Origin of the sequence: Desulfitobacterium nosdiversum, assembly GCF_049860565.1 — a bacterium.
Classification (GTDB): domain Bacteria; phylum Bacillota; class Desulfitobacteriia; order Desulfitobacteriales; family Desulfitobacteriaceae; genus Desulfitobacterium_A; species Desulfitobacterium_A nosdiversum.
Window position 1 is genome coordinate 2,616,276 of sequence record NZ_CP172056.1, and the last position, 14,487, is coordinate 2,630,762.

General features: G+C 41.4%; 15 protein-coding genes. 14 read left to right on the forward strand and 1 reads right to left on the reverse strand.

Annotated elements, in window-relative coordinates:
- The first annotated feature begins 71 nt into the window (after positions 1-71).
- Complete coding sequence (locus ACHOLT_RS12690; RefSeq protein WP_425808043.1) at positions 72-1,100, forward strand: threonine aldolase family protein; 1,029 nt, start codon at positions 72-74, stop codon at positions 1,098-1,100.
- An 88-nt stretch (positions 1,101-1,188) separates the two neighbouring features.
- Positions 1,189-2,232, forward strand: coding sequence for a calcium/proton exchanger (cax, locus tag ACHOLT_RS12695; RefSeq protein ID WP_425801183.1), 1,044 nt, complete (start codon positions 1,189-1,191; stop codon positions 2,230-2,232).
- Between the two features lie 104 nt (positions 2,233-2,336).
- Here cax and ACHOLT_RS12700 read toward each other — a convergent pair whose 3' ends face one another.
- Entirely contained in the window at positions 2,337-2,924 is a 588-nt protein-coding gene (locus tag ACHOLT_RS12700; protein WP_425801185.1) for a hypothetical protein, read from the reverse strand.
- A gap of 209 nt (positions 2,925-3,133) precedes the next feature.
- On the opposite strand from ACHOLT_RS12700, the gene ACHOLT_RS12705 reads away from it, so the two are divergent.
- From ACHOLT_RS12705 to ACHOLT_RS12760, 12 genes are all read left to right on the forward strand, one after another.
- Positions 3,134-3,886 carry an exodeoxyribonuclease III gene (locus ACHOLT_RS12705; RefSeq protein WP_425801187.1) on the forward strand — a complete coding sequence of 251 codons (753 nt, stop codon included), beginning with the start codon at positions 3,134-3,136 and terminating at the stop codon, positions 3,884-3,886.
- 38 nt (positions 3,887-3,924) lie between these two features.
- On the forward strand, positions 3,925-4,791 hold the full coding sequence (locus ACHOLT_RS12710; protein WP_425801189.1) for a DMT family transporter: 867 nt from the start codon (positions 3,925-3,927) through the stop codon (positions 4,789-4,791).
- Entirely contained in the window at positions 4,785-6,434 is a 1,650-nt protein-coding gene (locus tag ACHOLT_RS12715) for a M20/M25/M40 family metallo-hydrolase (RefSeq protein ID WP_425801191.1), read from the forward strand. The genes ACHOLT_RS12710 and ACHOLT_RS12715 overlap by 7 nt, the downstream gene beginning before the upstream one ends.
- A 102-nt stretch (positions 6,435-6,536) precedes the next feature.
- A complete protein-coding gene (locus tag ACHOLT_RS12720; protein WP_425801193.1) occupies positions 6,537-6,824 on the forward strand; it encodes a nucleotidyltransferase domain-containing protein in 288 nt (95 codons plus the stop codon).
- A complete protein-coding gene (locus tag ACHOLT_RS12725; RefSeq protein WP_425801195.1) occupies positions 6,817-7,209 on the forward strand; it encodes a nucleotidyltransferase substrate binding protein in 393 nt (130 codons plus the stop codon). Before ACHOLT_RS12720 ends, ACHOLT_RS12725 begins: the two co-directional genes overlap by 8 nt.
- Before the next feature lie 132 nt (positions 7,210-7,341).
- Positions 7,342-8,112, forward strand: coding sequence for a YdcF family protein (locus ACHOLT_RS12730; protein ID WP_425808045.1), 771 nt, complete (start codon positions 7,342-7,344; stop codon positions 8,110-8,112).
- A gap of 211 nt (positions 8,113-8,323) precedes the next feature.
- Complete coding sequence (locus ACHOLT_RS12735) at positions 8,324-9,148, forward strand: RMD1 family protein (protein WP_425801197.1); 825 nt, start codon at positions 8,324-8,326, stop codon at positions 9,146-9,148.
- Positions 9,149-9,161: 13 nt separating this feature from the next.
- The gene (locus ACHOLT_RS12740) at positions 9,162-9,977 is read left to right on the forward strand and encodes an RMD1 family protein (RefSeq protein WP_425801199.1); all 816 of its coding nucleotides are present in this window, start codon (positions 9,162-9,164) and stop codon (positions 9,975-9,977) included.
- Positions 9,978-10,074: 97 nt separating this feature from the next.
- Positions 10,075-10,908, forward strand: coding sequence for an adenosylmethionine decarboxylase (gene speD, locus ACHOLT_RS12745; RefSeq protein ID WP_425801201.1), 834 nt, complete (start codon positions 10,075-10,077; stop codon positions 10,906-10,908).
- A 139-nt stretch (positions 10,909-11,047) separates the two neighbouring features.
- Positions 11,048-11,929 carry a DUF1848 domain-containing protein gene (locus ACHOLT_RS12750; RefSeq protein ID WP_425801203.1) on the forward strand — a complete coding sequence of 294 codons (882 nt, stop codon included), beginning with the start codon at positions 11,048-11,050 and terminating at the stop codon, positions 11,927-11,929.
- A gap of 129 nt (positions 11,930-12,058) precedes the next feature.
- Positions 12,059-12,769, forward strand: a complete 711-nt coding sequence (locus tag ACHOLT_RS12755) for a hypothetical protein (RefSeq protein WP_425801206.1) — start codon at positions 12,059-12,061, stop codon at positions 12,767-12,769.
- 476 nt (positions 12,770-13,245) lie between these two features.
- Positions 13,246-14,487 carry a hypothetical protein gene (locus ACHOLT_RS12760; RefSeq protein ID WP_425801208.1) on the forward strand — a complete coding sequence of 414 codons (1,242 nt, stop codon included), beginning with the start codon at positions 13,246-13,248 and terminating at the stop codon, positions 14,485-14,487.

Here is a 14,487-nt window from a genome sequence, read left to right on the forward strand (position 1 = left end):
TATATTGAGGTGTTGAAATAATTCTAATTATACGATATCGTTGTGATAACAGTAAAGTTGGAGGTTAAATGATGTACAGTTTTAGAAATGATTACAGCGAAGGATCACACGCCAGAATATTAAAAGCGTTAATGGAAGCGAATCTTGTGCAGGATGAAGGGTATGGGGAGGATCGCTATTGTCTTGAAGCAATCAGGTTGATAAAAGCAAGACTCGGAAGAAACGACGTGGATATCCATTTTATTTCCGGCGGAACACAAACGAATCTGATCGCGATTTCGGCTTTTTTAAGACCCCATGAAGCGGCGATTGCTGCAAACACCGGACATATCAATGTTCATGAGACGGGAGCCATTGAGGCAACCGGACATAAGGTTATCGCTGTTGAAGTAAACGACGGAAAGCTGAAACCGGAGAACCTTAAAACTGTTCTTGAAGCACATTCCGATGAACATATGGTTAAACCTAAACTTGTCTATATCTCTGACTCCACAGAAATTGGGACGATATATAAAAAGCGGGAGCTCGAACAGCTAAGTGCCTTTTGCAAGGAAAACAAGCTGATTTTGTTTATGGATGGCGCCCGTTTGGGTTCGGCTTTGTGCTCTGCAGAAAATGACCTGAAGCTTTCAGATCTGCCATCACTTGTAGATGCCTTTTATATTGGCGGAACCAAAAACGGTGCCCTGCTCGGTGAAGCTTTGGTAATATGTCAGGATTCTCTAAAAGAGGACTTCCGCTACCATCTAAAACAAAAGGGAGCACTACTGGCGAAAGGGCGTCTCCTCGGCATCCAGTTTCTTGAGCTGTTCCGGGATGATCTCTACTTTGATCTGGCCAAGAATGCCAATAAAATGGCAAGTATCTTAAGTGAGGGAATAGGCAAGGCAGGCTTTAAGTTTTTAATCCATTCGCCCTCCAATCAAATCTTCCCGATCTTTCCGAACACCCTCATTCAAAAGCTTGAAAAAAATTATCTCTTTAATACCTGGGAAAAGGCCGACGCAGAACACTCAGTCATTCGCCTGGTAACTTCCTGGGCAACACAAGAGAATGATGTCAATGCATTTCTTGAGGATCTGAAAAAGGCGATGCAATAGCGGATATTAAGGCTAAATTGTGGAATAAAATTGGACAGAATATGAATGAAAGACTATGCATGAAAGAAGGGAAAGGAGAACAGGATCTTTGAAATTTTTAAGGCTATTGCTGGTTTTTATCCCCATCAGTTTAATCGGGGAGTTCGTTCATTTTTCACCGACCTTGATGTTTATCCTTTCGGCTTTGGCCATTATTCCCTTGGCAGGGTTGATGGGGGAAGCAACGGAAGAGATCTCTTTTTACTCCGGACCAAGAATCGGAGGATTTTTGAATGCTACATTTGGCAATGCAACGGAGTTGATCATCTCGTTTTTTGCCTTAAAAGCCGGACTATTCGAGGTTGTCAAAGCCTCTATCTCAGGATCGGTTATCGGAAATATTTTATTAGTCCTCGGGGCGAGCATGCTGGCAGGGGGGATGAAATATAAAACCCAGGCTTTCAACAAGCAGGCTCTTGAAGTGAATTCAAGCATGCTGCTGTTTGCGGTCATTGGTTTGATTATCCCTGCTGTCTTTACGCATACTGTATCTCCGGAGTTGCTGAATAAACAGTATGAGGGGTTAAGCATAATTGTTGCAGTCATTATGTTCAGCATCTATCTCATGAGCTTGTTTTTTTCCTTCTACACGCATAAAGACCTTTACTCTGTTGACCACCGAGAAGAAAGCAAACCGAAATGGTCCCTGAAAACAGCGGTTTTAGTTTTAGTTGCTGCCACAGTTTTCATTGGTCTGGAAAGTGAGTTTCTTGTCAGTGCCGTCGAACCGATGACTAAGGAAGCGGGCTTAAGTGAATTCTTCGTCGGGATTATTCTTATCCCCATTATCGGGAATGCGGCTGAACACAGCACAGCAGTTCTCATGGCTCTTAAAAATGAGATGGATGTTGCCATTGAGATTGCAATTGGTTCAAGCTTGCAGATCATTCTCTTTGTTACCCCGGTTCTCATCTTTCTCAGTTTGCTTTTTAAACCGATGAGCATTATTTTTAATGAATTTGAGCTGGTCGCGCTGCTTCTCTCGGTTTTTATTGCCAATCGGGTATCCAATGATGGTGAATCCAATTGGCTGGAAGGATTTCAGCTGCTTGCCGTCTATTTAATCATCGCCGTATCCTTCTTCGTGTTGTAATTTAGATATACTTTTATACATTATGCTTTCATATAAGAAAAGCTCGTCCGTAAAGGATGAGCTTTTCTTATATGAACATAATCAGTTGGAGAATCAATGGGTAATCAATTCTTGGAGATTACCTTAATTTTTCTCTTCCTCAGATAGAATAGAAAGAGACCAAAAATCAAGGCTCCTAATGTATCGCAAATGATGTCCGTCATCGTATCGTCGATTCCAAATCCTTGGTAACGCGAGCCAAATGTTTTATCCATGGTATATTCATAGATTTCCCATACTGCCCCTGAAGCAACAGAGAAACAAAAGGCAAATAGGGCTGATACCCAGCGGCTGAAGTCCACATCCTTTTTTTCCTTGCGCTGGAGGTACATTGCCATTAAATACCCGAGATCCGCAAAGATCAGCCCCGAAAGACTGTGAAGCATTTTGTCCCACCACCAAAACCGGTAGTAAAAATGATTGGCCGTTCCAAGGAAGATGGAGGCATAGAGAAAAAGAAGAAAAACATTGAGAAAAATGCGGGGGAATTGGATATTCCTGCGTTTTTCAATAAGAAAAGGCAAGGTCATAAATACCAGAGCAAGCAAGGACATTCCTAAAGATGCCCATTGTTGTTGGAGAATCTCCACGAATCCAGCCAAAATGATAGTCACGCTTAATAGGACATATAACCAAAACGTTAAACGCTTCATATTTTCTTTCGCCTTTCCTTGCAAGCCTTAAGCAGATAACTCTAAATACCTGAATGAAGATAATGCTTTAGCTTGCTCAGCTTAATGGTAATATATCCCACGAAAAGAGTCAAAAGAGATTAGGTTGAGAAATTTTCGAGTGACGTTTAGAATTAGAGAAGAGAAAAGAGAACAAGAGAAACAGAGTTGAAAGAGAGAGGCCTGAATAAATGAAATTAATCTCATGGAATGTTAATGGACTGCGTGCTTGCCTGAAGAATGGGTTTAAGGACTTTTTTGATCAGGAAGACGCAGATATTTTTTGCCTTCAGGAAACAAAGCTTCAGCAGGAGCAGATTCCATTTCAGCCCGAGGGCTACTATGCTTATTGGAATTTTGCCCGGAAAAAAGGGTATTCAGGAACTGCGGTCTTTTCGAAAAAAGAGCCGCTGCTGGTGACGTATGGCATCGGCATAGAGGAGCATGACCTTGAAGGGCGAGTGATCACTCTGGAATTCGAAGAGTTTTACATAGTGACGGTTTACACTCCGAATTCTCAGCGCGGCCTTACGCGTTTGGAGTACCGCATGAAATGGGAAAACGATTTTCTGGCTTATCTTAAACGCCTGGAGCAAAACAAGCCGGTTATTTTTTGCGGAGACCTGAATGTGGCTCATACGGAGATTGATCTGAAAAACCCCGGCCCCAATCGAAAGAACGCAGGCTTTTCCGATGAGGAACGCGGCAAATTCGATCAGATCGTCCAAAACGGCTTCATCGATACCTACCGGCATTTTTACCCCGATAAAACAGAAGCTTACACCTGGTGGTCGTATATGTTCAATGCCAGGGCGAACAATGCCGGATGGCGTATTGATTATTTCTGTGTATCCGATGTTTTAAGGGATCGGCTTAAGGATTCAGTCATTTATCCGGAGGTTTTAGGCTCTGATCATTGCCCGATCGGGCTGGAGTTAAACTAATCGAAATTCACAACTGCATAAGAAAGGGCGAATGACTTTTGAATATACAAACCTCTGTAGAAGCCCCTGTCATAAAAAATGAACGGCCCAAGGCCATTCTCTTCTTGGTCATCACAGCAACGTTTTGGAGCCTTGGTGGGCTTTTGATTAAATCCGTAAATGCTCATCCTTTTGCCATTGCCGGGGTAAGAAGCGCGATCTCTGCGCTGGTTTTCCTGGCTGTTTTGGGCAAGCCCAAAATCAACTGGTCTATAGCTCAATTCGGGGCGGCATTATCTTATGCGGGAACAGTTATTTTGTTTGTTCTTGCGACCAAATTGACGACGGCTGCAAATGCCATCTTGCTTCAATATACCGCACCGATTTATGTTGCTTTGTTGAGCGGCTGGCTGTTGAAGGAAAGAACACGGCCTTTGGATTGGATTACTGTCTTCATTGTTATCGGGGGTATGGCCTTATTCTTCATGGATAGTCTAAGCACGAAAGGCGTACTGGGAAATATCGTTGCGATTGCCAGCGGGGTATGTTTTGCTTTGCAAGCCATGTTTTTACGGATGCAAAAGAAAGGATCCCCTTGGGAATCGATCTTTTTGGGGAACATTCTGACAGCGATTATCGGAATCCCTTTTCTCTCGATCGCATGGCCGAATGCTTCCGGCTGGCTTAATCTGCTGATTTTAGGGGTAGTTCAGCTCGGCCTTCCGTATATTCTTTACGCTAAGGCGATTAAGCACACCTCTGCTTTGGAAGCCACTCTTATACCCGTCATTGAACCGATTTTAAATCCCATTTGGGTAGCTTTATTTATCGGGGAAAAACCGGGCCTATGGTCTTTAATCGGCGGTCTAATCGTTTTGGCGGCTATCACGATTCGGTGCGTTCTTGTCGAGGTTAGAAAATGTTAAATTGCCGAGATGAAGTTTTAGCCCTCACAAAGAAATTAGTGAAGATCCCAAGCATTGTGAATACTTCAGGCGAAAAAGAAATTGCCTTGTACATATATCAGCTTTTAAAGGAATGGCCCTATTTTCAAGCTCACCCTGATCATTTGCTTTTATCCCGCACAGAGGAAAAAGAACCAGAACGCTATAACGTGATGGCATTAGTTCAAGGGACAAAAAGAAGATCGAATGATACGGTCATTTTGATGGGGCATTTCGATACGGTAGGCATTGATGATTTTGCTCATCTTCAGGACACCGCTTTTGATCCCGAGCAGCTCAGTGCGGCGTATTTAAATGAAGATATTCCGGAACGGGTAAAGCAGGAGTTAAAATCCGGACAATGGCTGTATGGACGCGGTGTTTTAGATATGAAAGGGGGCTTAGCCGGCCACCTCTATCTGCTGAAGAACTATGCTGAACATCCTGAGAATTTGGCAGGAAATCTCCTGCTGGCTGCGGAGTGTGATGAAGAAGACAGCTCTCATGGCGTTCTTTCGGCCTTAAACGTGCTGAAACAATGGGAAGAAACCTATCCGTTAAAATATATAGCAGCGATCAACGCGGATTTTGTGGCGCCCCGTTATGAAGGCGACGAAAATCGCTATATTTATAAAGGCTCAGTTGGGAAACTTTTACCTTCCTTTTATATTACAGGGAAAGAAACGCATGTTGGTTCATGTTTTGAAGGCTTTGATCCGAATTTTCTCGCTGCCGAACTCACGCGGGAAATCAACTATAATCCGGAACTTTGTGATTCAGCCTTTGGTGAGACACCGGCCCCGCCCGTTTCTCTTAAGCAAACCGATCTCAAACCCTCCTATACTGTACAAACCGCTCTGGCCGCTTATGTCTACTATAACTTCTTGATCTATTCTTGGAGTCCTAAGGATGTCTTAGACAAGCTCAAGCATCATGCTGAAATCGCTTTTGAACGGGCACTCTCTGAGTTTACACGGCGTTATCAATCGTACTGTGAGCTGAGCGGGGAAGAAGTTCATCCGGTACCGTGGAAGGTCAGGGTAATGACCTATGAGGAATTTGAAAGCATTCTCGTGGAGCAAAACGGTGAGGTTTATACGGAGCACATGAAAGAGTTCCGTGAGGAGCTTCTGGCAGATACCTCTTTAGATTCGCGCATGTACTCAGCTCGGGTGGTTGAGGAAGCCTGGAAGTTCATGAAAGATAAAAGCCCTGCGATCATCCTGTTTTATTCCTCGCTTTATTCGCCAAGAGTGGAGCTTACCGGAAAAAATGAGCAGGAACAGCGTTTGCTTGATGCTCTTGAATATGCAGTTAAAAAGATTCAGCCGCATTATCCTCAGCCGATTGTTACCCGCAATTTCTTCCCGTATATCTCCGATATGAGTTTTATGGCCATCAGCGATGATGAGGAAGGGATTCAGGCTGTATGTAACAATAATCCCGGGTGGGGGACTAAGCAATTCGTAAACTACCAAGACATAAGAGATATCAATGTTCCCGTCATCTGCATCGGCCCTTATGGACTGGATGCTCATAAAAAGTATGAGCGCGCTGAAATGCATTACTCTTTTGAAATCGTTCCCAACCTCATTAACGAGGTCATTCAAGATATTTTGAAATAGAGTGCAGTAATTGCCTGTGAATATACCCTGTGATATAATTTGAAAGGAATATATTGGAATATATAAGGGTATGTTGCGATTTGATGAAACGGAGTCGACGCTATGGAAAGTGACAAAGTAATAGAGCAGATTAATGAAATTGCTCGGAAATACAAAATCAACAAGCTGGTTCTTTTTGGTTCACGTGCAAGGGGAGATCACTCATCGACCAGTGACTATGATATTGCTGCCTTTGAAACAAATTTATCTCCTTTAGATAAAGCCTGTTTCTGCGCAGAAGTAGATGAAATTGAGACTCTGAAAAAAATAGATATCGTATTTGTCCATGATAGTGCTACAGATGACCTAATGAAAAATATTGAGAGGGATGGTGTAATCCTCTATGAATAATAGGTTGATCACTAAATTAACTAACTTTCAAGATGCTCTGCAAAGACTGAAAGAAGCCGTTAATGAGTTCAATCAGCCTGATGCCAGTGACGTAATCCGTGATGGAGTTATTCAAAGATTTGAATTTACGTATGAACTTGCATGGAAAACTACAAAGATATACCTTGAAGATAGCGGTATAGTTGATGTGAATTCACCGAAAGCAGTGATAAGAGAAGCCTATTCTCAAAAACTTATAACAAATGAAAAAACCTGGCTGCTCATGTTAAACGATAGAAATATGACCTCACATATGTATAAAAAAGAGATGGCAGAAGATATAGCTGAAAGAATATCTAATTTGTATATTGATGAGTTCGAATCACTTTTGCAGAAGCTGCAATAGTGATTACTTAAACTAATAAATCACCATTGATAGAAACAGAGGGCTAGGGGTGTTTACCGCTTACCCTCTGTTTTTATCAATGGTGAGGTGATGAGTAGACTTTATTATCAAAAAGAGGAGGGGTAGAGAGTGATGAACAACCGAGCGTCTATGATTTATATCTTATTGGGACTCTTAGGGATTCTCGATACAATATTTGTTCTAGGGCTTAATGGGGGTCGGAATCTGGGGACCCTTCTGCCAGGAGTACTTGGAATAGCTATGGTCCTTTGGGGCTTATCGTGGAGCTATCTAAAGCGGTATTTATTTAAAGAACGCTTTGTGTGGTTTCGTCGTTTGTTTCGTTTAGGTATCTTAGTGCTCCTTGCGTCTTTTTTTCTTATCGAAAGTTTGCTGCTGTATAATACCAAGGATTCAGTGCCAAGGCAAGTCGACTACCTAATCATTCTGGGGGCGGGTCTTAATGGGGATCAACTCTCTTGGACTCTTTGGGAACGGGTAAATAAGGGTTTAATGATTTTACAGGATAATAAGGAGATGAAAGTGGTCGTCTCTGGTGGGCAGGGCCCAGGAGAATGGATCACTGAAGCTGAAGCTATGCAGCGTTATTTGGTTAAACAGGGCATCGCTAAAGATCGAATTCTGAAGGAAGAAAAGTCAACGAGCACGATGGAGAATTTCCGGTATTCGCGAGAGCTTCTTGAGCAACAGCCGAGTTATGATCCTTCTAAGCCTGTCCTGATCGTAACAAATGATTTCCATATGTTTCGATCGAAGCTTCTGGCAAGGCGCATGGGTTTAAATCCAGTCGGTGTTCCTTCACCGACCCCTTGGTACTTAAGGCCTAATGTTTACTTGCGGGAATACTTCGGGGTAGTAAAGTCCTTAGTATTTGATCGGTAATTGTACAAATGGCAGATCGAAATTATTGTGTTTTTAGTTTAGCAAAGCTGGCATAGAAACTTGAGAATTAGCCGAGTGATGACTTGATCTGGAGATTAGTATCGTCTAGATTAGGTCATCTTTTTGTTCGTTAAAATTCATCGAAACGGAGAAACTATAAGAAGGATAGTTAATCCAAACCAAAGATTGAAGAGAAAGTAAAGGGAAAACAATGGATGAATTAAAGTTTAAAGCTTTTGCTATAACGCATGAAATCGATCTGAATAAGATAGCGGTTGAATGCAGCATACGGAAAAAGTATACCTGGGAGGAGCCGCTTCTTCTTCAGAACGAGGTGCTGAAGAAAATTATGGGCGAGGAAACGGCAAAGGATGAAAGGATTTTCGTTTTCTCATTTGGCAGCATCGTTTTTATCAACTCGCCTCCCAAGCATTATGAGATATTTATGCGCTATCTGAAGACGATTAAGCCGGATTTTAATTTTAGCCGTTATGAGATGTTTCAGGAAGACTATATGCTTCACCTGGCTGAAGGCGAGGAAATTGAGTTTACCGACAGCTATGTGCAGATTTCTCATATGGAGCTTTTTTACCCTGAGCTGATTTCTATCGTCATAGCCAAATCTGTCGCCATGGAAAGGATCGAAGAACAGCTGGGCGAAATTCTCGATTCTCTCGAAGCTAAAATCGATAATCTGGAAAAAGGCAAATTGAATATCGGCAACAAAGAATTAGCCAAGATGACTTCACGCGTAGTCAGGCATGAATATAACAGCATCGCTTATATTATGATTCTGGATAAACCGGACATCACCTGGATTAACAGTGAGGCGGCCGACTTTTATGAAAAGATGTCGGAGTTTTTCGAGTTGAATGACCGGTATGAGGTCATCAAAAGCAAGACGGAAATTCTGAAAAGCATCATTGACGGATTGGGCTCTATCAGCCATTCCATGCGTGGCTTGTTTGTTGAGTGGGTGATTGTTTTGCTCATTGTTGTTGAAGTCGTGCTGATGGTCCTTGAGTTATTGAAGTAAAGACGGGTGCAGTATGGAAAAAATATTTTTTAACACTTATAAAGTCGCTCCAAGACTTCCTATCATACGGATAGCCAGCTTTTTTAATTTAAAGCAGGACATCGGCTGGAAGGAATACCTTAAAATAGACGGAGCAGAAGTTGAACAGATTCTTAAATATGCGTCGGCAGAGAAGGCGGTTTACCTATACAAATACGGATGTATTAGTTTTTTAAACTTTAATCGAGATGAGATTACGGTTTTTTTAGATTACCTGGAGACGTTATTTGTAGAGCTGGATTATCAACTGATTTCGCACTATAATGAAAGCCATGCGCTTATTCTTTCAAGCGAGGGTGAAGTTTACCTCTGGGAAGGTGCAGACCATAAATTTCAGGACCATCAGCAGATGGCAGATATAGCGGCGGCTGTTTTAGCTAAGTCTACCGAACTTTCGTCAATAGAAACCGAGCTATCAGAGGTTTTGGATGATGCCGATTATTTTATCAATCAGCTTAAACAGGGTTATCTTAAAGCAAATACCCATAAGGTGATTTCAACCATAGCAAAAAATATTCGGTTTAAATACAGGAGTCTCGAAAGCGTCAGGCTTCTGGACAGACCTTCGGAATTTAACCGAATTTTTAAAGCAAGGCAAATGTATGATGCGCTGAGCGGGTATTATGAGCTTGATGAACGGTATGAGATCATCTTTAATCAGATGGAGGTATTGGACTCTATCACGGGCGAATACTTCAGCTTCCGAAGCAAACGATCCGAAAAGAGACTTCTGATTTTTGAAATAGTGCTCCTTTCCCTCTTTCCGATCCTTCACATTTTGTCGAAATAATACATTCTTAATAAAACTGAGTTATAATAGTTGTAATCGGTCAATCGGTTAAAGCATACAATTTAGATTTAGACATTAAGCTAGATGGAGGAGTACAATGGAGGTCAAACCTTTTAAAAAGTTAAAACTCTACGGGTTTAATAATTTAACAAAGACGTTAAGTTTTAATATGTATGATATTTGTTATGCAAAGACGCCAGAGCATCGGGATGCCTATATTAAGTACATTGATGAAGAATACAACGCGGAAAGGCTGACCAACATTTTAACTGAAGTCGCCCGAATCATCGGAGCGAATATACTCAATATCGCCAAACAGGATTATGATCCTCAAGGGGCCAGCGTGACCATGCTGATTGCGGAGGAAGAATGTCAACCCGGCAAACCGCCCGATAAAGATCCCTTTGACCCGATGCTCGCGAAAAACGGAAAACCCCTTCCCGAAGCAGTTGTGGCCCATTTGGATAAAAGCCATATTACAGTACATACCTATCCGGAAAGCCATCCCCATGGCGGGATAAGCACTTTCCGTGCAGACATCGATGTTTCCACGTGCGGGCAAATCTCGCCGCTGAAGGCCTTGAATTATCTGATGTCAAGTTTCTGTTCGGATATTGTAACCGTTGATTACCGAGTTCGAGGCTTCACGCGCGATGTGAACGGCAGAAAATATTTTATCGATCATAAGATCAATTCAATTCAAAACTATATCAATCGCAAAACACGCGATCTTTATCAGATGATCGACGTCAACGTCTATCAGGAAAAGATCTTTCATACCAAGATGCTGCTTAAGGACTTCGACCTCGATAATTATCTCTTTGGAACAGCGAAAAAAGAACTTTCCTTTTCCGAGAAACGTAAGATCAAGCAGCGTCTGAAAAAGGAAATGGCAGAGATTTTCTACGGGCAAAACATAACAAAAATCTAACGAATTGTTAAAGATCGTCATGCATTATTTGTTATGTAAATGTGAACGCATAGCTTGTTTTATTGCAAAAAGTCCCTCCAAGGCAGGATAAAATCCTCTGTCAGCGGAGGGTATTCTTATCTAAGAGGGAGATGAAGACATGATTATCAGCGCAAGCCGTCGAACCGATATTCCCGCCTTTTACAGTCCCTGGTTCATGCAGAGAATTCGAGACGGCTATTGTACGGTCTTTAACCCTTTCAACCGCAAGCAGGTTACAAAGGTATCTCTTCTCCCAAACGATGTCGAGATGCTTGTATTCTGGACGAAAAATCCGCAGCCCTTGATTCCGCATCTTAAAGAATTGGATGACAGAGGCTTCCGATATTACTTCCACTACACCTTAAACGGCTATCCACCTGAGCTTGAGCCGAAGGTTCCCGAGCTCCATGATCGCCTTGAAACCTTTCTCCAGCTGTCAAATTTAATTGGACCTGAAAAAGTTATCTGGCGCTATGATCCCATCGTCCTTAGCAATATCATGGGGTATGACAATCATCAAGCCATGTTTGAAAAGATTGCTCAGACGTTAAAGGGAAGTACCCAACGAGTCGTTATAAGTTTTGTCGATTCCTATCGCAAAGCCACCTCGCAGTTTAAACAATTAGCAAAGCAAGGCATTTACATTGCTGAAGAACTGAACTTAGAGGCCATTGAAGATATCGTTCGTACCCTAGTAAGCATCTCCAAAGAAAATGAATTGGAAATACAAAGCTGTGCGGAAAAGCTAGACATAAGCCCTTGGGGAGTCTTGCCTGGAAGGTGCATCGATCCTCTCCATATAAAACGAGTTTTTGGAATCGAGGTAAACCCAACGAAGGACAAAAATCAACGGCCAGAGTGCGGCTGTGTTCAAAGCAAGGACATCGGGGCATATGAAACCTGTCTTCATGGCTGCAGGTATTGCTATGCTGGAACGCTTCAAGCCGGGTTAAGGCATCATGGGCGGCATGATGTACATTCCTCATCGCTTATTGGCTAGTTTTTATCTTAAAGTAATTTTCAGTTAATCCTCATTAAACTTTCAGTGACTCATCAGGCAGCTTTCAGATTAGAACGTTATGATATGCCTGTAAACAAAAACAACTGAAATTTAAGGAGGACATAGACCATGAAAAAAACAAAACCGATCATTATCGCTGTCGCTATTGCAATGACAACCCTACTCTCAGGAACAGCCGTTTTTGCTGCGACAACGGACACAAGCTCATCGACCACTACACAAACCCAGCAGGAACAATCTCATCCTGCAAAAGGAGATCACAATCGTTTCACGAACATATTTGATACTCTCGTATCCAATGGTACTCTGACTCAAGCCCAGGAAGATGCGATCAAGAGTGCTCTTGATGCAGCCAAACCGGCAGCACCTGCACAAGGAGAACATAACAAAGGCGAAGCGAAACAAAATGGCTTGAAAACAGTCTTAGACAGTCTCGTATCCAATGGCACTCTAACCCAAGCGCAAGAAGATTCTATCCAAAGTGCTCTTGACGCAGCCAAACAAGCAGCACCTGCACAAGGCGAAAAGATGAAAGGGGAAAAAGGTCATAACGGATTAAAAACAGTCTTAGATAGCCTCGTATCTAATGCTACGCTAACCCAAGCCCAAGAAGATGCTATCAAGAGTGCACTTGATGCAGCGAAACCTGCAGCTCCAGCACAAGGAGAGCGAATCAAAGGTGAGGGCCACAATGGAATGAAAACAGTGTTGGATAATCTCGTAACCAATGGGACTATAACTCAAGCTCAAGAAGATTCGATCCAAAGCGCACTGGATGCAGAAAGACCTGAAGCATCAGCACAACAGGCAGTTCAATAGAAGCCAAGATTAGGGATTATCAGAAAGTAGTATTAGACAAGCAATAATGAAAGAAGACACAGGGAGAACGGCACCTCTGTGCTTTCTTTCATTAACAATATAGAACTACATTTGTGTAAAACTCTTGACGGTATCCGTAGAACATCTGGGTACTTTGATAAAGGAGATAGAATTCTAGATGGCTACTGTATAATTTGTGAGTGTTCGCTGATTAGAACTTCAAACATTTTTGTGGTATTTTCCAGGAAATAATTAAACTAACTAAAATACTAACCGCTAATTTATAAGAGATTAGCGGTTAGTATTTTAGTTAATGCAATTTAACTAAAAAAGTATTATTTGATAAATTTTTATGGGGGAAAATGGAATTTTATAACGAAATATATTAGATAAGACATTAAATTAAAAATCTATTTTATTTTATTCAAAACGTTTTAAGTCTTAGAAATACTGATGTTAAGAAATAAGGTGAAAAAATGCCCTCTGAGCAAGAACCGTCGCTAATCGATATTGACTATAGCCTAAATAAAGATGATATTATCGATGCTAAACAAATTGAACCATATTATAAGATATTTGGAATATTTAACCTTAAAGATCCCAAGATGACGACATTAGTTCTGGCTGCAGCGAGGACAATCTCGCGACAAGGGGGGATATCAACCCGTTTTGAACTTGATGATTTGCTTAATTACATGCAAAAAACTACGCGCAACAAAGTTATTAAGCACTTAATCAAATATGAGTGGGTCGTCTTTAATGGAATCGACTATCAAATGCCTGGCCGTATTGTTTCATTGCTTACCCATGGCTTATTTGGATCTGTGATTCGCGGAGAAATGAATTTTGCCCAAGAAATTTTACTTGTAGGAAATGAAGCTGAAATATCTGATTTATATAACCTGGATCAAGAAACGATTGAAAAGAACTTCGATATTCATATGAGTCAATTGAAGGATATTCGTGACAAAATAGAACGAATGATCCAAAAACGATCCAAAAAAGACATAAGGGAAATTATACAGACTAGTCCTACGATACTTAAGGCAATTGATGAGCTGAGAAAGAAAATAAGAAAAAGAAGCAACCTTTTTAGTAGTTTTCAAAAAAGGAACGAATTTTACGAAGTCTGTGGACAGATAACAGCGTTGGTTGCTCAAACATTAGATACTGCCAGAGAAAATTTGCTTCAAGATGTCAGTGCTATAGGAAAATATTTCGATCCGGAAAAAATGGAGGAGTTTCTTAAAGGAGCTTCTTTTGACTATCTTACCAATCTAGCTATAAAATACTTTTCTGCACCGAAGCAAACACCTCAGCTAAGAGAAGAAACGGTAGTATATAAAACTAAATCATTTTTTATGCAAATACCTGATGAAATAATAGAAATTCCCCCGCCGCCAATCATTGATTTTGAAGAAGAGGAAATCATCTTTGAGAACAAAGATAAACCCCTGGAATTACTCTATCATGAACTACAATTTAAACTTAAAGATAGACAAAACGCTCCTTTAGACGAAGTACTATTCACTGAAAGTGATAGCTTTGGGATAGCGATGTATCGAACTGGGCAGACCGTGAAACTTATTTCTGATCTTCAAGCGCCAGCCATAAAGAGAGATGAAATTTTGGATTTGGATGTAAGGGATAATATGAAATCCTTGAATAAAGGGCATGTAGCGGAAATTACAGAAACCTACATAAGGAGGGAAAATTGA